This window comes from Atlantibacter subterraneus, from assembly GCF_007570865.1.
GTDB lineage: Bacteria > Pseudomonadota > Gammaproteobacteria > Enterobacterales > Enterobacteriaceae > Atlantibacter > Atlantibacter subterraneus.
Genome location: NZ_VLPS01000005.1, coordinates 57,962 through 78,242, shown reverse-complemented (window position 1 = coordinate 78,242; position 20,281 = coordinate 57,962). Strand labels below are relative to the sequence as shown.

The window sequence follows — 20,281 nt, the reverse complement described above, 5'->3', positions numbered from 1 at the left end:
CGTAATTTCACAAACCGAAACATAAAGGATGCCTATGAACAGATTGATTGTCGCCGATAGCAGGGAGTGTATCGGTTGTCGCGCTTGTGAGGTTGCCTGTGTGGTTGCGCATAACGACGGCTGGCCGCAGCAGCGCAGCGATTTTTTGCCGCGCATTCGCGTCATATTCAACGGCGAACACAGCAGCGCGGTGACCTGTAAGCACTGCCTGGACGCGCCCTGCGTCAAGAGTTGCCCGGTGGAGGCGCTGCACTATGACAACGACGCTATCCAACTGGATTCAACGCGCTGTATCGGCTGTAAGAGCTGCCTGGTGGCCTGCCCGTTTGGCGCGATTGATGTTGTCGTTACGGCTGATGAAAAGGGTTTGCTGGCCCAAAAATGCGACTTATGCCAGTCGGTAGAGAGCGCCCAGCCCGCCTGCGTTTCTCACTGCCCGACCCAGGCGTTACGCATCATGGACGGCAACGGGCTTGGCAAACTGCGCCGCGCCCGTCAGTTACAGGCGGCGAACCCGCAGGGGTTTATGCCGGAGCCGCAGAATAAAATCATCCTGCGTAAACCGCCGCGCAAGGGGGCCGAAAAGCGCGCCGCCGCCGAGCGCAAAACCCATTTTGATGAAATCTACCATGGGCTGGACGAGGCGCAGGCCAGCTATGAAAGCGAGCGCTGCCTGTACTGTGCGCAGAAAGCCTGGTGCAACTGGACCTGCCCGGTGCATAACGCCATTCCTGATTTGATCCGCCTGGTTCAGCAGGGGCGAATTAAAGAGGCGGCACAGCTTTCCCACCAGACCAGCTCGTTACCCGAAATCTGTGGTCGCGTTTGTCCACAGGATCGCCTGTGTGAAGGGGCCTGCACCCTGAAAAACCGCAGCGGTGCGGTGACCGTCGGCAATATCGAACGCTATATCACCGATAGCGCGCTGAAAATGGGCTGGCGGCCCAGCTTTGTTGCCGCACTGCCGCGCCGGGAGCGCGTGGCGGTGATCGGCGCGGGGCCTGCCGGGCTGGGCTGCGCCGACTTCCTGGCGCGCGAAGGCGTGAAGGTTGACGTGTTCGATCGCCATCCGGAAATCGGCGGGCTGCTGACCTTTGGTATTCCGCCGTTCAAACTGGATAAATCGCTGCTCAGCCAGCGGCGCGAAATCTTCAGCGAGATGGGCATTCAGTTTCATCTTAACTGCGAGATTGGCCGCGATATGTCGTTCCATCAGCTAACCGAAGAGTACGACGCCGTATTCCTGGCGATGGGCACCTATGGACTGATGACCGCCGGGCTGGAGCATGAAGACGCGCCGGGCGTTATTCAGGCGCTGCCGTTTTTAATCGCCAATACCCGGCGAGTAATGGGGCTGGAGGATTCATCCGACTACCCGTGGACCGAGCTGAAAGGCAAGCAGGTAGTCGTGCTGGGCGGCGGGGATACCGCCATGGACTGCCTGCGTACCTCGGTGCGGCGCGAGGCGGCCAGCGTCACCTGCGCCTATCGTCGGGATGAAGCCAGTATGCCCGGCTCGCGTAAAGAAGTGACCAACGCCCGGGAGGAGGGCGTGGAGTTTTTATTTAACGTCCAGCCGCAGTATATCGCCCGCGATGCACGTGGTCAGGTGAGCGGCATTGGGCTGATTCGCACCGAAATGGGCGCAGCGGGCCCCGATGGGCGGCGGCGTCCCCAGCCGATAGCCGGTTCTGAATTTGAACTGCCTGCCGATGTGCTGATTATGGCGTTCGGCTTCCGGCCTCACGCTATGCCGTGGTTGCAGGGCAGCGGCGTGCGGCGCGACGACGACGGGTTAATCATTACCGGCGGTACGCGGCGGCTGGCAACGCAAACCACCCGCGATAACGTGTTTGCCGGGGGCGATGCGGTCCACGGCGCGGATTTGGTGGTCACGGCGATGGCGGCCGGGCATCAGGCAGCGCGGGATATGCTGGCGATGTTTGAGCGCAACGCCGCAAGCCAGCTGGCCGTTTAGTTACCGCCAATAAAAAACCCGCTTCGCGAAGCGGGTTTTTTTGTTGCTCAGATCGTTAAATCGCCCAGCCTCCGGCGTAGAAAATCACTAATACGGCGGCAATCACGACGGTGCCGATGTTTAAGCGATCCCATTCCCGGGCAAACACCCGACCAACCACCAGCGTTACGAAGCCCAGCATAATCCCGGTGACGATGTTACAGGTCAGTACGATAAACACCGCGCACACCAGGCCGGACATGGCGTCGATAAAGTCGTTGAAGTTGAGTTTTGAAACGTTACTCAGCATCAGCAGGCCAACGTACATCAGCGCAGGCGCGGTAGCGTAACCCGGTATCAGATACGACAGGGGTGATAAGAACAGGATCAGCAGAAACAGCGCGCCGACCACCACCGCCGTCAGGCCGGTTTTACCGCCCGCCGCCGTCCCCGCCGCCGATTCGATATACACCGCCGCCGGTGCTGCGCCCACTAACCCGGAGAAAATCGAACTCACCGAGTCGCTGGTTAGCGCCTTGCCGCCGTTGATAATCTGATTATCTTTATCCAGCAGGTTCGCCTGGCCCGCCACGGCGCGGATGGTGCCGGTGGCGTCAAACACCGCGGTCATCACCAGCGCCAGCACGCTGGGCAGCACGTGCGGCTGTAGCGCGCCCATAATATCGAGGCTGAAGATCAGCGACTTGCCGTCTTCACCGCTCAGGCTCGGCATCGCCACCAGCCCGTGGTATTTCACCGCCGGATCGAAAATCAGCCCGATGATCGAAATGCCGATAATCACCAGCAGGATCCCGCCGGGAATGCGCGATTTTTCCAGCCCGAAGATCATCGCCAGCCCCAGCAGGCTCATCAACACCGGGAAAGAGGTAAACGCGCCCAGTGCAACCGGTAAACCTTCCAGCGGATTTTTGATCACCATGCCGACGCCGTTGGCGGCAATCAGCAGCAGGAACAGGCCAATGCCGATCCCGGTGCCATGGGCGATGCCCATCGGCAGATTACGTAAGATCCAGGTGCGCACACCGGTTACGGAAATGGCGGTGAAAATCACCCCCATCAGAAATACCGCGCCCAGCGCCACCGGAATGCTGATCTGCTGGCCGAGTACCAGGCTGAAGGCGGTAAACGCGGTAAGAGAAATGGCGCAGCCGATGGCCATCGGCAGGTTCGCCCATAGCCCCATCAGCAGCGAGCCAAAGCCCGCCACCAGACAGGTTGCGACAAAAACTGCGCCAGGCGGAAAGCCTGCTTTGCCTAACATCCCCGGCACCACGATGACCGAATAGACCATCGCCAGAAAAGTGGTTAAACCCGCCAGTATCTCCTGGCGCGTGGTGCTGCCGCGCTCGGAGATTTTGAAAAAATGGTCCAGTGCACTGCGCGGCTGCGCGGTATTGGGTGTGTGTAGCGTATCGCCAGACATAAGAATGCCCTCAGTTAACATTGTAATAATCAGGTGCGTTCATAAACCAGACGGCCATCGACGTAAGTACGGTAAATCGAACGATCGTCGCCGAGCGTAATCATCACAAACAGCTTGTCGACCAGTGAGACGGAATTGTCGTAGCGCAGCTGCTGGAGTGGGGTGGCGGTGGGTTCCAGCACCACAAAGTCGGCCTCTTTGCCGGGCGTAAAGTTGCCGATGCAGTGGTCCAGCCCCAGCGAATGCGCGCCGCCCAGCGTCGACAGATAAAATGCCTCGTAAGCGGAGAGCCGATAGCCCTGTAGCTGCACCACTTTATAAGCCTCGTTCAGCGTCTGGAGCATGTTGAAGGTGGTGCCCGCGCCGATATCGGTGCCGATGCCCACTTTGATTTTTTTGCGCCACGCCTGCTGAAGATTGAACAAGCCGCTGCCGAGATAGAGGTTGGAGGTCGGGCAGAAGGCAATGCTGGAGCCGGTTTTGCTCAGGCAATCCCACTCTTTTTCTTCAAGGTGTACGCAGTGGGCGAACACGCTGCGTTTGCCGGTTAGCCCGTACTGGTGATACACATCCAGATAGCCGTCGTGTTCCGGGAACAGTTCTTTCACCCAGGCGATTTCCTGCTTGTTTTCGCAAAGATGGGTATGTAGCCAGGTGTCGGGATACTCCTCGCGCAGCCGCTGCGCCATCGCCAGCTGCTCCGGCGTGGAGGTCGGGGCGAAGCGCGGGGTGATGGCGTACAGCAGACGACCATTTTTATGCCAGCGCTCAATCAGCGCTTTGCTTTGCAGATAGCTGCTTTCGGCGTCGTCCAGTAGATAGTCCGGGGCGTTGCGGTCCATCATCACTTTCCCGGCGATCATCCGCATATTGATTTGGCTGGCGGCCTCGAACAGCGCGTCCACCGACTCCGGGTGTACCGTACCGAATACCAGCGCCGTGGTGGTGCCGTTGCGTAACAGCTGTTTGAGGAAGAAGGTCGACATTTCCCGGGCGTATTCCGCATCCTGATAGCGGCGCTCGGTGGGGAAGGTGTGTTTATTCAGCCACTCCAGCAGCTGCTCGCCGTAGGCCCCGACCATTTCACTTTGCGGATAGTGAATATGGGTGTCGACAAACCCCGGCACCACGATTTTGCCCCGGTAATCGCGCACGCGAATCGAGGAGGGAATTTGCGCTTTCCCGGCTTCCCATTCTCCAAACCACGCCACTTTACCGTCGCGGATCAACAGCAGCCCGTCTTCCACAAAGCGCAACGCGGACTCGATTTCCTCGGGATGTTCAACGGTGCGGGTAATATCGAGAAAGCTCCCGCGCACGGCTTTTAGCGTCTGTTCGCCTGACATGATCGACTCCTTAGTGGTTAATCCAGTTCTTCAACCGCATGGGGCACCGGCTCTTCTTGCTGCTGCCCGAGCGGAATCAACAAATTCAGCAGGATGGCGGTCAGGCCACCTGCGCAAATGGGGTTTTCAACCAGCACGTAAATGGAGGCCGGCAGCACCTGGAAGATCGCCGGATCGTAGGAAACGCCGAGGCCCAGCCCTAGCGAGGTAGCGACGATCAGGGTTTCGCGGCGTTTCAGGCCGTTGGTGATGATGATGCGGATCCCGGCGATGGCGATCATTGAGAACATCAGCGTCATCGCGCCGCCCAGTACCGGCGCGGGAATGGTAGTAAAGAAGCGCCCAATGCTCGGGAACAGGCCAAGGACAACTAACATCACGGCGATAAACCGCCCCACGTAGCGGGAGGCCACGCCGGTCATCTGGATCACGCCGTTGTTCTGGGCAAACGTGGTCAGCGGCAGCGAGCCTACGGCGGAGGCGATGACTGATACCAGCCCGTCGGCCAGCACGCCGCCTTTCAGGCGCGACTGATACTCTTCGCCTTTGATCGGGCGGTTCGAGACCATCGCGGTGGCGGTGATATCCCCGACGGCTTCCAGCACGCTCAGCAGATAAATGGTGCCGACCACGAGGAAGTGGTGAAAGTTGAATTCAAAACCGTATTTGAACGGGATCGGGACGGTGACCAGCGGCAGGTTGCGCATGCTGCTGAAATCCACCATGCCCAGACAAAATGACACGATGTAGCCAACAATCAGGCCAATTGCGATGCCGCCCATGCGCAACAGCGGGCTGCGGCAGCAGTTAAAGCCGATCACCACCAGCAGCACCAGCAGGCCGACGCCGATGTTTTCATAGTTGCCGAAGGTGCCGCTGCTTTTTGCGGCGAACCCACCGCCGAAATCGATAATGCCGACTTTGATCAGGCTCAGGCCGATCATCAGCACCACCACGCCGCTGACGGTGGGGGTGATAACCCGGCGCAGGTAGGGAAGAATAAACGAGGAACCGACCACTAAAAACGCGCCGACGAACGACACGCCCAGCAGCGCCGACATAATCAGTTCTTCATGCAAACCGTCGCTCTTCATGCTGCTGCCCAGCGCAATCATCACGGTCACGAACGAGAAATTGACCGACTGAATGGACAGTAAACCCGAGCCGATATGCCCATAGCGATTCACCTGGAGCCAGGTACCGACGCCGGAGGCGATCATCGCCATGGAGACCAGATAAGAGGTGGTTTCAGTTGAGAGTTGCAGCGCGGCGCCGACAATCAGCGCGGGGGTCACCATCGGGACAAAAATCGCCAGCAGATGGGTGATGGCGCCAATCAGGGTTTGGTGGAACGGTGGATTATCTTCTAACTCATAAATAAGATCCGAACCTTTGTGCGATATATCAGACATCCCTTCACCTCAATAAGTAAATTTGATCATCTGATTCAATTAATAAAAATCTGCTCTAAACCACCCGAATTTCAGGTACAGCCAGCCCTGAGCCGGTACACGCTCTTTATGCAGACGCTTATGTTGTGAGGCATTGAATCGTTGGTAACAGGCCGCCGAAGCGGCCTGCACAATTACAATTTTCCTAATGCGCTGAGGATCTTCTCTGGGGTGAAGTGCCATTCCCGCAGCCAGACCTGGCAGGCGTCATGAATGGCGGTAGCGATGGCGGGAGCTGCCCCGTTTACGCCAATCTCAGAGATGGATTTCGCGCCGAATGGCCCGACTTTGTCATCGCTTGGCACCAGCACCGCACGGAAGTCACGCGGGATGTCGCCAATCTTCGGCGCGCCGTAGCTGCGTAAATCACGGGTAATCGGATGGCCTTCGGCGTCGTAAATAATCTCTTCCATCAGGCTGTGACCGATAGCGCGCATTGTTGCGCCATAGATCTGCCCCAGGGCGAGATCCGGGTTAACCGGCGTGCCGCAGTCGAGCAGGGCATAGAATTTATCCAGCCGGATCTCCCCGGTGCGGGTATTCACCGCCACTTCGGCAAAGTTGGCCCCGTACGGGAAGGCGAATTCCGGCGTGATATAGCAGGCCGTTGCCACCAGTGTGCCGAAACCGGTGCCGGTTTCCGCTTTATGGGCGATCTGCCCGTAGGTCACTTCGCCTTTCTTACCGCGCACGATGCCAGGCGCAACAATGGTGACGTCGCTTTCCGGTTCGCCCAGCATTTGCGCGCCGTGGAACTGGATTTTCTTCAGCAGGTTTTCAGCAGCCATGCGCGCCGCGTTGCCAGAGAAGCAGGTGCCGGACGAAGCATAAGCGCCCTTATCAAACAGCGCGTGGTCGGTATCGCCGGAAATCACATGCACATCTTCCAGCGGGCAGCGCAGCACTTCCGCAGAAAGCTTGCTGACCACCGTATCCAGCCCGGTGCCGATATCCGCACCGCCGGAGTGAACAATAAAGGTGCCGTCAGATTCCAGTTTGATCATGCAGTTGGCCTGATCGATATCCGGGATCCCAGATTTCTGCATGATGATCGCCACGCCGCGGCCAATCTTCCAGTCGCCTTCGCTGGGTTTCGGCGAATCCCACTGGATCATCTCTCTGCCCTGGCGCAGGATCTCTTCCAGCGCGCAACTGGCGGCGGAGGGCACCGAGGTCGGTGCTTTACCTTCGCCAATCGCGCCGAGGATCTTCAGCTCCTGGCCTTCGTGAACGCGGTTGCGCTCGATAATCTCCAGTTGGTCAATCTGCAACTGTTCCGCCAGTTCCGCCAGCGCCATGGTGATGGCGAAGTTGCCTTTCGGCGCGCCGTAGCCCTGATAGGCCCCGGTTGGGCAGATGTTGCTGTAGTAGGTCGTTACCTGGAAATCGACGTTATCGCACGGGTAGAGCGGCAGCGAGAGCGCCGGTCCGTTACAGGGCACCGTCAGTGAATGGTTGCCGAACGGCCCGGTGTTGGCGCGAAAATCCATATTGATGGCGGTTAAGCGCCCGTCTTTTTTAGCGCCCAGCTTCACGGTGACTTTTGCCACGTGGCGTGAGGTGTTGGCGATAAACTCTTCTTCACGGGTGTAGCGGAACCAGACCGGGCGGCCCGTCACGCAGGTGGCCCAGGCGCACACTTCCTCCAGCAAAATATCCTGTTTCGACCCGAAGCCGCCGCCTACGCGCTCTTTGATCACGTGCACTTTGTTTTGCTTCAGGCCGACAATGCGCGCTACCTGGCGACGCACGTGCCACGGCACCTGGGTCGAAGCGTGGATCACCAGCCGGTCGCCGTCCATGCGGGTAAAGCAAATGTGAGTTTCGGTCGGGCACTGCTGGGCCTGGGTGGACGAATAAGTGCGCTCGATAATCACGTCCGCTTCGGCAAAGCCGCGCTCAACGTCGCCGATGTGACCGTGAATGCTGGCGGCAATATTCTTCGCCGGGCGCGAGCCAATCGGGAAGTTGATGATCATATGCTCATCGCGCTGGACGGCTTTTTTATTGTCTTCTTCCAGGGTATCCGGCGCGCCCGCGACATACACCACCGGCTCGTCGTGAACCACCGGCGCGTCTTCCGCCATGGCTTCATCAATCGACATCACCGGTTTGAGCACCTTGTATTGCACGTCGATAAGCTTCAGTGCCTGCAAGGCGATCTCTTCGCTTTCCGCGACCACTGCCGCGACGCGGTCGCCCACGTGACGCAGCTTTTTACTGAACATGCGGCGGTCAAGCGGCGAAGGTTCCGGGGCGCTTTGCCCGCCGGGGGTGTAGTAAATATCCGGACAGTTGCGCCAGGTGATCACGTGCACCACGCCGGGTAGCGCTTCGGCTTTACTGACGTCAAGATGGGTAATCAGCGCGTGGGCATGAGGGCTGCGCAGCATTTTGATGGTGCAGGCATCCGGCGTAATGCGATCTTCCACGTAGCAGGGTTTGGCCTGCACCATTTTAGCAGCGTCGGTTTTTGGGTGGATCTTACCGACTACCGCCAGATCGTCACGGAAGGTGGGCGCAACGGTGCAGGTGGCGTTGGGATCGGCTTTGCGCGCTACCGCCAGATCGATTACCTGATAATACTGCTGCCAGCCGGCGTCGCGGCTGAACAGTCCAGAGAGTGCATCGTCGATCTCATCGCGGGTCGGTGTGGCGATACGATCCAGTAATTCGGTAATGATCAGCGCGGCGGCAGGATCGTTATAGCCTGACTGGACTACGCCGACGTCGACCATCGCCTGCTGCACCAGGCTGAGCTGGTTCCACTTGCCTAATGATTCCGCCGTCTTGATGTGGGCGTTTTCCAGTTGGGCGGCAATCAGCAGCGACGCGTTAATCAGGCGTCCATTAAACAGAATCACGTCCGAACCGGCGAAGCCGAAGCCGTCGTCGCTGTTACGCACCGAGTGCATTCCCAGCCCAAACAGCAGCTTCTGAACGTTAGTGCCCGGATGAGCATCAAGCTGATGCGCGCTGCCGTTGAGCGTAAATTGAATAATCATTGGATTTCCTCTCCCTTCTGCTGGCAGTCCGCGTACAGGTCAGCGACGACCACTCCGGCGATATAACGCTTGTAGGCCACGCTGCCGCGCACATCGTCACGCGGGAAAATCGCCGCGCCAACGGCAGCTTCAAGCCGCTCGCCGTCCAGCCGCTGCGCCTCCACATCCCGTAATCGCAATGGGCGATCCGCCACGCCGTCCAGCGCGATGCGCAGGTTGTTGTCTTCGTCGATTGCCACGGCAGCGGTTAATACGGTGAGGCCAGCCTGGGAGCGGCTAATTTTGCGGGTAGAGCAGGCGCGGTAAGGGTCTTTAATAATGATTTCGGTAATCAGGCGGCCGGTGGGCTGCGCGAGGTAACTCTCCAGCGCCTCGGTTTCGCCGTCGCCAAACACCAGTACGGCATCCAGCGCCAGCAGGACCGGGATCAGCACCGATTCCTGCTCAATGGCGGCGATTTCTCCGCCTAAGGTGGACTGGTTGCGCAGGTGGCGGGAGTAAATAAAACCCAACGCCTCATACAGTGCGGGAGGCAGATGATGGCTGTCGCGCAGCGTTTGCAGCGTCGTCATTGCGCCGATGCGCAGGCAGTCGTTATCCCAGTCGATCCAGTCGAGGGACAATCTCTGAAGCGAAATTGCCACGGTTTTTTCAGTGCGGCCCGGCGCGGAATTCAGCTTACTGCCGCCCGCAAACCAGACGGCATCGTCCTGATAACGCTGCTTAAGTTCCAGCGCCTGCTCAACGGAGCCTGGTGTAAGAAATTGCTCAATCATAATTCACCCTCGTTTTTCGCCTCCCGCTAGCCGGGAGGCGGCAGGTTTTAATTCAGTGCATCCATGCGTTGCCACATCCGGGCGGCGACTTTTCTTGCTTGCGCATAGACGGGCTCACAATCAAAGGCGAACTGGCGATCTTCATAGACCATCACGCCGTTCACCATCACGCTGTGCACGCTCGATGAGCCGAGGCCGAACGCGATATGCCCGGCAACGTTTTCTGGCAGCAGGGGCGTCGGAGAGGCGTAGTCGCAAATGGTCAGGTCCGCTTTGTATCCGGCTTCCAGACGGCCAAATTTGGCGTGGAAGTTGCGGCTCAGCAGCGCGTTACCGTTGGTGAGTGCGCGGGCGAAACTGTCCGGCCACAGCGGGCCACCGGCGTCGCGGTGCTTGAAGAAGGCGAATTTCATCTCTTCAAACATATCCGAGCCGATGCCATCGGTGCCGAGCGCCAGGTTACGAATCGTGGTGAGCTGGTGGTTATAGCCCACGTGGTTATTCATATTGGAACGGGCGTTATGCACCAGGAAGCCGTCTTTATCGTTCAGCAGCTTGATATCATCGGCGGAAAGATACAGCCCGTGGGCGATCAGCGTTTTGCTATCAATAAGATCATATTCCGCCAGCCGTGCCAGCAGGTCTTTGCCGTAATGGTGATGGCTGTGAGAGACGTCGTAGCTGTCTTCCGCCGCATGGATATGCAGCCCGCGCCCGGTGACTTTAACCGCTTCGCTGAGCATTGCCAGACCGGCATCCGGGACGGTGAAGGGCGCATGCGCGCCGATATGGGCCTCTACCAGGTACGGCTGCTGGCCTCTCTCTTTCGCCGCATCAATATGCTTCGCGAAGCGGATATTCTCTTCAACGCCCGCCTGTAGCTCCTTCAGCCCGCCGTTGCGATCGGTGGTTTCGAAGCAGGTCATCCCGCGCAGCCCGACTTTGATAAAGGCGTTGCGCAGCGTGTCCAGCGAGCCGGTGATGTAAGCAGGTGATGCGTGATGATCGATGACCGCGGTGCAGCCGCTTTTGATCGCTTCAAGCGAGCAAATCAGGCCGCTGTAGTAGAGCGATTCCTCATCCAGCGCCCGATCCAGCCGCCACCAGAGGTTTTTTAGCGTGGAGATAAAGTCCGGGCAGGGATCGATCTTCGCCTGAATCCCGCGCGACAGCCCCGAGTAAAAATGGTTGTGCGAACAGACGATGCCGGGCATCACCACCCGGCCATGCATCTCTTTGTATGACGCGTCCGGGAAGCGCTGGGTTAGCGCCGGGCCGATCGCCAGGATCTCCTCGCCGTCGATGGCGATATCGACGTTTTCCATTACCATCGCCGGATGCAGTTGCACGGCGGTGACATTTTTTAAAATAAGCATGATTACGCCTCCACCCGGCCTAACAGATAGTGATGGTGCTGGTGTACATGGCTGATGATGCGGCACATGTCATCCAATCCGGCGGGTACATCCCGGAACTGGCCATCGCTGCCGATGGTCAATTCCCAGGTTTGTTCGCCCTGACGGATATGCACCCGGCTGTCGTCCACCAGGAAGCCCGGGTTAACGCTGTTGCGGAAATCTTCCGGCAGGCTGAACACCGTGACTTTGTCTTTGTACGGTTTGCCCTGCCACGGACAAAACTGGGCGCAGTTGCCGCATTCGTTGCAGTAAGCGTCGAGATGCAGCGTCTGATAGCGATTCTGGAAGCCAGGCACGGCGATGGAGACGTTGGCGCGGTTCGGGCAGACGTCCACGCACTTGCTGCAGATGTAGTTACACTCCAGGCAGCGCTCGGCTTCCTGGGCCACAAAGGCGTCGCGATCGTCTTTATCCACCTGCGCCACCGAGATGGCTCCCTTACGACGGTAAACTTCCGCCGGGTTGACGTTATTCCAGCGCTTATCGTTCTGATGGGAGCGGATATTCTCCCGCGTCAGGATCGTATCGCTGGCGCGACGGGCGTTGCCGATGGCGGACACAATCGAGGACGGGCCGCGCTGTACGTCGCCAATCAGGAACACGTCCGGGCGGCTGGTTTCACCGAAGTGATTAACCACCGGCCAGCCATTGTCATCCAGAGGGACGCCCATGGCGCGCAGGGCATCGCTGTCCTGCTGTTCGCCGATGGCGGTGATCAGGCTGTCTACCTGCATGGTGCGAATTTCATCGGTTTCAACCGGGCGGCGGCGGCCTTTGGCATCGGGTTCGCCCAGCGCCATCACGCGCACCGTCAGGGTCCCGTCGGCGTCAAACTGTTCCGGGTTGCTGAGGAACTGGAACTGCACGCCATCATGCAGCGCTTCTTCGTACTCTTCGCGCCAGGCGGGCATCTCCTGCAATGAACGACGGTACACCACGGTGACTTTCTCAACGCCCGGCACGCGCAGCGCGGTGCGCGCGCAGTCCATGGCGGTGTTACCTGCGCCGACCACCACCACATGCCTGCCGAGTTCAAGGTTTGTGCCGAGGTTGTATTCGCGCAGAAACGGTAATGATTTCCAGATGTTGCAGTTATCGCCGCGCAGTTTAACGCCGCTATTTTTCTCGGTGCCGGTGCCGATCAGCACATAGTGGAAGCCCTGCTGTTGCAGTTTATCCACCGTCAGATGCGGGTCGCAGCCGTATTCGATTTTCACGCCGTGGGCGGTAACAAAATCGATATCGTGCTGGATTAGTTCGCCAGGAATGCGGAATTGCGGAATGATATTTCTCACCACGCCGCCGGCGTTTTTCTCGCGCTCGAACAGCGTCACAGGATGCCCGGCGCGTGCCAGGAAATAACCCGCCGCCAGACCCGCCGGGCCTGCGCCAATCACCGCCACCGGATGACGTGAACCGGAACCCGCCGGTTTATGCCAGCGTTGCTTATAGGCTTCCCAGCCTTTCTCCAGCGCGATTTTTTTCAGTTCGCGGATATTCAGCGCGCTGTCATAGTCGAGACGGGTGCAGTTGTACTGACACTGGTGATCGCAGATGTGGCCGGTAATGGCGGGCAGGGCGTTGCGCTGATAGATCAGCTCCAGTGCGTCGGCATAGCGCTGCTCGCCCATCAGGCGGATGTACTCAGGAATATCCTGTTTAATGGCGCAGGCCGTGACGCAGGGCGCGACATAGCAGTCGGTGAGCGGCAGCCCGTCGGCGACTTCGATGCGCTCTTCCGGCTTCCAGTGTTTTTGGGTGTATTCCATGCTGACCGCGCGTTTGGCGAGTTCATCAAGACGCGCCACGTCGACCTGCTGCATATCCCAGGCGTCAGATTTTTCGAGTTCGCGCATGCATTCGCACAGGCGCAGATAGCCGCCAGGCTTCAGGAGATCGGTCGCCATAGTGATAGGGCGAATACCGGTTTCAAAAATATCGCGAATGGTGAGCTGGCTGGCACCGCCGGAATAAGAGATGGGCAACTGGCCGTTGAAGGCGCGGGAAAGCACCGCCGCCACGTTGATCGACAGCGGGAACAGGGCGCGGCCTGACATATACATCTCTTCGCCCGGTAATGCGCCTTTGTTGTTGATAGTGCCAAGAGTATTGGTGAGTTTTACCCCGAAGCCGAGGTGTTTCTCTTTCGCCAGCGTCATCAGCCGTTGCAGCATCGCCAGCGCCTGATCGAGCTTCAGATCGTGGTCAAACGACTCTTCTTTCAGGCCGATATAGTCAAAGCCGCAGGTGTCGAGAATTTCGCGCACGCGCGGATAGCCCAGCAGCGTCGGGTTAAGTTTAACGAAGGTATTCAGCCCTTTTTCTTCCAGCATATAGCGGCAGATGGCTTCAATTTCATTGGGCGGGCAGCCGTGCATGGTGGAGAGGGTGACACCATGAACCAGCGTTGACGGGATACGCGCATCCAGGCTGGCGAGCTGTTCGCGTTTGGCTTCCGGCAGGCGGGCGGCAAAGGCCGGGTTAGTCAGCCAGCGCCTGAGTGTCTGGCGATACTCGGTAAATTTCGGGTGATCCGCCGCGTTCATCATATTGTCGATAAACTGCTGCATTGGCGGCTGTTTGATGCCGTCGAGGTTGTAGCCGACGCTCATGTTGAAGATAAAGGATTTGGCGTCGTCGGGGCCGCGCGCGGTGAGCATTTCGTCCAACAGATGCAGGATAAACCAGGCTTTCAGGTACTCATCCCAGGCTTTCAGCAGGGTAAATTCGGTGGACCATTCGGTGTTAAAGCACTCGTCTTCCGCATCGATACAGGGTTTTTCCAGTTCCAGCCGGTCGAGGATTTGTACCGTTTTCAGTTCGATAAAACGGCCTCCCGTCAGCCAGGAGGTGACGATATTTTGGGTAAGCTGGGTATGCGGTCCGGCAGCGGGGCCAACGGGCGTGGCGCAGGTTTCGCCGAACACGGAAATCGGCTGGTGATGCCCGGTCTGATAAAACTGTTGTTCAGGAATACCAAAAATCGTGTGGTGCTGGTGGTATTCATCGAACAGGCGCGTCAAAAGTTCCTCAAACGGGACGGGACGCATGATATCCCCCATAGCCCTCTCCTTAACGTTACATTTTTAATCGGAATTACCGGCAGTGATTTAACGTCCGGTGGATTACGTTAAAGGAGCAACAATCGCACCAGCTATTTATCCAGGGCGCGGGTAATAAACAGATTTGTGAGAAGCCTCGAAAGTTGGCCTGGGTTTGTGAATTATCTCACAGCTCACAAATGAGAATTAAAATCACTCTGTTTATATTGGCCGGATACTGTGTCATCAGGAGAATGCATTTTCTCAAAACTAACGCATCGTTATCATAATGATAAGCGGTGCGCGGAAAGAATAATAATTATCCACATATTCTGTTCTGTTGTTTAATTTTCACGATATTGATTTTGCAGCGCCATAAAATCTTCAGGCGTATCAACATCAAAAATTATTTCCGGGTGATTCATTTCACAGAAACGATATTCTCCGGCCATTAATGCCTCGCGCATGGAACGGACTTCTGTTAATCGGGCCGCCTGTAACAGGCGCTCACGCGGCAGTAAAATGGGGTGGCCCGGCTTTCCACGGTATTGAGGCATAAGCGCATAATCGCCGCGCAAGTGCCAGAGATTATTGAAAATAGTGCGTTGCAGGCAGGGCAGATCGCCATGGGTGAGATAGCAATATTCTGTCATCACCTGCGCCGCGCCAGCCTGCACGGAAGTGAGTAGCCCTGATTGATAGTCAGGGTTATAAACAATGAATATTTGTGGATCATGGATATATCGTTGCGCAAGTTCTTCGTGGCGAAATCCGGTGACCAGAATAATGCGCGAACAGAATTGCAGGGCATTTTTGATACTTGCATCAAGCATTGTGCCATCCCGCCAGGGTAGTATCATTTTCCATTGCCCCATTCGGGATGAAAGACCCGCAGCGGTAATTATGCAGTCAATTGGTACCATTTTATTTATGTTCCTGGAGCCCGATGTCCATAACCCAAAATATACCGGATACTGATGTCTTGTTATGTGATGTGAGTGCATTTGCCACGCCTGCAATAATCAGTCTGGTAGGCGCGGGGGGGAAAACCAGCACGCTGTTTAGGTTAGCCGGATTATTTTGTCATTCCGGCAGGCGCGTGCTTATTACTACCACCACCCAGATGTATCTGCCCGATCCGTCCTGCCCGGTAACGCTTTGTCGCGATCCTGCGCAACTTCCCGCTGAACGTTTTCAGTCGCCGCTGATGGCCTGTTTCTCAGGCTGGAATGCCGCCCGTAACAAAGTGCGCGGATTTGCGCCGGAAATCATAGACCGCCTGATTGCGCAACAGGATCTGGATGTCATTTTGATAGAAGCTGACGGCGCTCGCGGTTTTGCCATAAAAGCGCCCGCTGAGCATGAACCTTGCATACCTCAGTCCAGTAGCTGCGTGATAGGGGTCACCGGCGGCAACCTGTTCGGTAAGCCGGTTGGGCCAGATAACGTTCATCGTTGGGCGCATTTTGCCGCGATTACCGGGCTTAACGCCGGAGACCGGCTAGATTTGCCAGCCATGCGGCGGCTGGTTCAGCATCCGCAGGGGCTGTTTAAAGGGGCTCCGCCGGGTTGCCGCCGGATCTGGTTTATCAATCGCGTTTCTCAATATGAGAATCAGCAAACCCTGAAAGAGATGCTGGAGGCGACCAACGTGGACGCGATCTGGCAGGGGGCGGTACAGGAAACCCCGCCCGTCACGCGCAGAGTGGTGAGATAGCAGCCCAGGTTTAACGGGGCGCCGAATGGATATTTCTATTGAGGTAACAATGAATATTTTCACTGAAGCTGCAAAACTCGAAGAAACAAACTGCCCGTTCGCCATGGCGCAAATTATCGATAGCCGCGGCTCCACGCCGCGTCATTCGGCGCAAATGATTGTGCATCAGGATGGCTCCATCGTCGGCACTATCGGTGGCGGCATGGTGGAGCGCCGGGTCATTGACGAAGCGCTGGAGGCGATGCGCGAACGTAAACCCCGGCTGTTCCACGGACGCATGGCGCGCAACGGTGACGACGCGGTCGGGTCCGACTGCGGCGGCGCGATGTCAGTGTACATCAGCGTACACGGGCTGCGGCCCCGGCTGGTACTGATTGGCGCAGGCCACGTTAACCGGGCGATTGCCCTGGCGGCGCAGCCGCTCGGGTTCGAAATTTCAGTGGCGGATATTTACCCGGAAAGCCTTAACCCGGATTTCTTCCCACCAGCAACGCAACTGCTTCACGCCGCGTCGTTTTCCGCCGCCGTGGATGCCCTCGATATCAAGCCCGATAACTTTGTGCTGATCGCCACCAACAACCAGGATCGTGAAGCGCTGGATAAACTGATTACCCAGCCTGTCGCCTGGCTTGGCTTGCTGGCCAGCCGCCGCAAAGCCCAGGTGTTTATCCGCCAGATGCGTGAAAGCGGGTTAAGTGAAGAACAGCTGGCTCAGTTCCATGCACCCGTCGGCTATAACATCGGCGCGGAAACCCCGCAGGAAATCGCCATCAGCGTGTTAGCGGAAATTTTGCAGATTAAAAACCACGCGTCGGGTGGGCTGATGAGCCAGGCGGCGCATCCGTCCCATCATCAGCGGGTGGCGATCCGCGGGGCAGGGGATATCGCGACCGGCGTGGCGCTGCGCCTGTTCCATGCCGGATTTAAAGTGATCATGCTGGAAGTGGATAAACCTACGGTGATCCGCCGTACCGTGGCGTTTGCCCAGGCGGTGTTCGATGGCGAAATGGTGGTGGAAGGGGTGACGGCGAAACGCACCACCTCCGCCAGAGAGGCGATTGCCCTGGCGGACAGCGGGATAGTGCCGGTGCTGATCGACCCGAATTGCACCTCGCTGAACGTGCTGGAGCCGGGTTGCCTGGTAGATGCCATCCTCGCCAAAGAAAATACCGGCACCCACTGCGGCATGGCACCGATCACCCTGGCGCTGGGGCCGGGTTTTACCGCCGGAAAAGATTGCCATGCGGTGATCGAAACCAATCGCGGGCACTGGCTGGGGCAGGTGATTTATAACGGGGCGGCTCAGGAAAATACCGGCATCCCGGGCAATATTATGGGTCACACCTCGCGCCGGGTGATCCGCGCGCCGGTCGCCGGGATCATGCGTGCGTCTGTCAAACTGGGCGATATCGTTAATGAAGGCGATGTGATTGCCCATATTGGCGACACGCCCATCGAAGCGCCGTTGGCGGGAATGGTGCGCGGCTTGCTTAACGACGGCCTGGCGGTGAGCGGCGGGTTCAAAATCGGCGATATCGATCCGCGCGGCGCGGCGGCGGATTATACCAGCGTGTCCGATAAGGCCCGTGCCATCGGCGGCGGCGTGCTGGAAGCGCTGATGACCCTGATGCATCAAAGGGTGAAATCTACTCAGGATGTCCTGACAGTGGCATAACGCCATAATAAAAAAGGGCACTGCGGCGCCCTTTGCTGTTTCTGGATGACAGTTTACTGGCTGATAATGGTGCCGGTTTTGCCTTCAATCCCTTCTTTCGCTTTGCTCAATACGGTGATCAGCGCCTCGCGGCCCGGACGTGAACGGGCAAACGCGGCGGCGGCTTCCACTTTCGGCAGCATTGACCCTTTGGCGAAATGTCCTTCATCGATAAAGCGCTGGGCGTCGTTCAGCGACAGGCGATCGAGCCACTGCTCGTTGGGCTTGCCAAAGTTGATCGCCACTTTTTCTACAGCGGTGAGGATAATCAGCATATCGGCGTCGATCATCTCCGCCAGCCGGGCGCTGGCCCAGTCTTTGTCGATCACCGCGCTGGCCCCGCGCAGGTGATTGCCTTCGCGGATCACCGGAATACCGCCGCCGCCTGCGGTGATCACCACGTGGCCCGCTTCCATCATCGCTTTAACGGTCTCTTTCTCGATGATATCCACCGGTTTCGGTGAGGCCACCACGCGCCGGTAGCCGCGACCGGCATCCTCTTTCATGGTGTAGCCCTGCTGGGTTAAACGCGCGGCTTCCTGCTCGCTAAAGAAGGAACCGATAGGCTTGGTGGGATTAAGAAACGCCGGATCGTTAGCGTCCACTTCGACCTGGGTAATCAGGGTAGCGACCGGGATCGGCATCTGGCGCGAAAGCAGCTCTTCACGCAGCGCGTTTTGCAGATCGTAGCCGATGTAGCCCTGGCTGAGCGCCACGCAGACCGACATCGGCAGCATCGGGGTATGCGCCTCGGTTTTGGCGGCGGCTTCAAACGCCAGGTTGATCATGCCGACCTGTGGACCGTTACCGTGTGTCACCACCACCTGATGGCCCTGGGCGATTAAATCGACTATCGCCTGGGAGGTGGTTTTTACCGCTGCCATCTGCCCGGCCAGATCGTCGCCAAGGGCATTCCCGCCCAGGGCGAGAACAATTTTCTTACTCATCCTTTCCTCACTTCGTAGGGTTTCGGGGTCATCCGTTTACGCCACTTTGCCGGTCAGGGAACGGGGTGTTTAAACGGTTTACGTCGCAGGTAGCGCCCTTGTCCGGGGCTACCGGTAAATTTGCCGTCACGGAAAACGGTATTGCCGCGCGACAGGGTCTGGCGAATTTCGCCCTGGCACACCATGCCTTCCCAGGGGGAGTAATCGGCGTTGTCGTGCAGGTTTTCGTGGCGAATGGTGGTGGTACGGCGCGGGTCGATAATCACGATGTCGCCGTCCGCGCCGGGGGCAATCTGGCCCTTATGCGGCCACAGGCCGAACAGTTTGGCCGGGTTGGCGCTGGTCAGGGCGACAAAGCGCTCGGGGGAAATGCGCCCGCTCATCACTCCGTGGGAGAACAGCAGCAGCAAGCGGTTTTCCACGCCGGGCAGGCCGTTCGGGCAGCGGCTGAAATCGCCGCCAGACAGACGCTGGCGCTGCTCCATGGAAAAAGTGCAGTGGTCGGTCGCCACCACGTCCACCGCCCCGTCGGCGATGCCGCACCACAGCTTGTCCTGCTCGCGCACGTTGCGCAGCGGCGGGCTGAGAATAAACTTCAGCGCATCCTCCGCCTGGTAGCTGCGCTCATCCAGCAGCAGATACTGCGGGCAGGTTTCCACCCACACCGGCTGATGCTGCGCCCGCGCCAGCCGTAAGTAATCCAGCCCCAGGCCATTAGAGAGATGCACGATATACAGCGGCGCATCGCCTGACAGATGCGCCAGGTTGATCATCCGGGCGATGGCTTCGGCTTCACACTCCAGCGGACGGCTGAGGGCGTGGTACATCGGCGCGGTTTTACCGGAGGCGATAAACTCGGCCCGCTTGCGGGCGATTGCCGCGTCGTTTTCCGGGTGAACCGTGGTCAGCGCGCCGGCATCTTTCAGCCGACGCAGGGCCTGCAATACTTCGTCGTCGTTAAGTTTGAACTGATAGGTCAGGTAGAGCTTAAAGCTGCTGATCCCTTCCTCTACCATCATCGGGATCTCGTCGAGAATGGCGTGGTTGATATGCTGGATCACGCCGTGGAAACTGTAGTCGATCACCGCTTTATGGGCGGCGTAGCCGTGATACACCTCAAGCTGGTGGCGCAGTTTGCAGCCTGCCGGGCCAAATCCCATATGGTCGATAATGGTTGTTGTACCGCCACACGCGGCGGCGCGGGTACCGGTAAAAAAATCATCACAGCTGCGGGCGATGCCGACATCAATGTTGAAATGGGTATGCACGTCGATGCCGCCAGGCATCACGTAACACCCTTCGGCGTCGAGGGTTTCACAGGGCAGTTCGGGGTTAATGGCGGGAGCGACCTGGCGGATATGGCCGCTTTCGATCAGCACGTCCTGGCGGGCCTGGCCGTCGGCGTTAACAACGATGCCGTTTTTAATCAGTACACGCATAAAAACTCCAAAATCCCTCCGGCGCT

Annotated in this window: 13 protein-coding genes; 3 read left to right on the top strand and 10 right to left on the bottom strand. The window is 58.2% G+C overall.

The features are described from left to right. The first annotated feature begins 34 nt into the window (after positions 1–34). The gene (locus FND52_RS10200) at positions 35–1,978 is read left to right on the top strand and encodes an FAD-dependent oxidoreductase (RefSeq protein WP_144130708.1); all 1,944 of its coding nucleotides are present in this window, start codon (positions 35–37) and stop codon (positions 1,976–1,978) included. A 55-nt stretch (positions 1,979–2,033) separates the two neighbouring features. Here the strand turns inward: FND52_RS10200 and FND52_RS10195 are convergent, their stop codons facing one another. The 8 genes from FND52_RS10195 to FND52_RS10160 all read right to left on the bottom strand — a co-directional run bounded on the left by FND52_RS10195 (position 2,034) and on the right by FND52_RS10160 (position 15,361). After that, the gene (locus FND52_RS10195) at positions 2,034–3,401 is read right to left on the bottom strand and encodes an NCS2 family permease (protein WP_125295333.1); all 1,368 of its coding nucleotides are present in this window, start codon (positions 3,399–3,401) and stop codon (positions 2,034–2,036) included. Positions 3,402–3,430: 29 nt separating this feature from the next. After that, on the bottom strand, positions 3,431–4,747 hold the full coding sequence (gene guaD, locus FND52_RS10190) for a guanine deaminase (protein WP_144130707.1): 1,317 nt from the start codon (positions 4,745–4,747) through the stop codon (positions 3,431–3,433). 17 nt (positions 4,748–4,764) lie between these two features. Beyond that, positions 4,765–6,159 carry a nucleobase:cation symporter-2 family protein gene (locus tag FND52_RS10185; protein WP_144130706.1) on the bottom strand — a complete coding sequence of 465 codons (1,395 nt, stop codon included), beginning with the start codon at positions 6,157–6,159 and terminating at the stop codon, positions 4,765–4,767. Positions 6,160–6,332: 173 nt separating this feature from the next. Then, positions 6,333–9,203, bottom strand: coding sequence for a molybdopterin-dependent oxidoreductase Mo/Fe-S-binding subunit (locus tag FND52_RS10180; protein WP_144130705.1), 2,871 nt, complete (start codon positions 9,201–9,203; stop codon positions 6,333–6,335). After that, on the bottom strand, positions 9,200–9,979 hold the full coding sequence (gene ygfM, locus FND52_RS10175) for a molybdopterin-dependent oxidoreductase FAD-binding subunit (RefSeq protein ID WP_125295329.1): 780 nt from the start codon (positions 9,977–9,979) through the stop codon (positions 9,200–9,202). The genes FND52_RS10180 and ygfM overlap by 4 nt, the downstream gene beginning before the upstream one ends. 47 nt (positions 9,980–10,026) lie before the next feature. Beyond that, on the bottom strand, positions 10,027–11,355 hold the full coding sequence (gene ssnA, locus FND52_RS10170) for a putative aminohydrolase SsnA (protein WP_144130704.1): 1,329 nt from the start codon (positions 11,353–11,355) through the stop codon (positions 10,027–10,029). Positions 11,356–11,357: 2 nt separating this feature from the next. Continuing rightward, positions 11,358–14,459, bottom strand: a complete 3,102-nt coding sequence (ygfK, locus tag FND52_RS10165) for a putative selenate reductase subunit YgfK (RefSeq protein WP_144130703.1) — start codon at positions 14,457–14,459, stop codon at positions 11,358–11,360. A gap of 323 nt (positions 14,460–14,782) precedes the next feature. Next, positions 14,783–15,361, bottom strand: coding sequence for an NTP transferase domain-containing protein (locus tag FND52_RS10160; protein ID WP_144130702.1), 579 nt, complete (start codon positions 15,359–15,361; stop codon positions 14,783–14,785). Positions 15,362–15,384: 23 nt separating this feature from the next. On the opposite strand from FND52_RS10160, the gene yqeC reads away from it, so the two are divergent. Then, a complete protein-coding gene (gene yqeC / locus FND52_RS10155; RefSeq protein ID WP_144130701.1) occupies positions 15,385–16,155 on the top strand; it encodes a selenium cofactor biosynthesis protein YqeC in 771 nt (256 codons plus the stop codon). Positions 16,156–16,204: 49 nt separating this feature from the next. Continuing rightward, positions 16,205–17,830 (top strand): selenium-dependent molybdenum cofactor biosynthesis protein YqeB, encoded by a 1,626-nt coding sequence (yqeB, locus tag FND52_RS10150; RefSeq protein WP_144130700.1) that lies wholly within the window; start codon positions 16,205–16,207, stop codon positions 17,828–17,830. A 53-nt stretch (positions 17,831–17,883) separates the two neighbouring features. Here the strand turns inward: yqeB and arcC are convergent, their stop codons facing one another. Together arcC and hydA are read right to left on the bottom strand one after the other, a co-directional pair. Continuing rightward, positions 17,884–18,816, bottom strand: a complete 933-nt coding sequence (gene arcC, locus FND52_RS10145) for a carbamate kinase (RefSeq protein WP_125295323.1) — start codon at positions 18,814–18,816, stop codon at positions 17,884–17,886. A 53-nt stretch (positions 18,817–18,869) separates the two neighbouring features. Next, on the bottom strand, positions 18,870–20,255 hold the full coding sequence (gene hydA / locus FND52_RS10140; RefSeq protein ID WP_125295322.1) for a dihydropyrimidinase: 1,386 nt from the start codon (positions 20,253–20,255) through the stop codon (positions 18,870–18,872). Positions 20,256–20,281 lie beyond the last annotated feature (26 nt).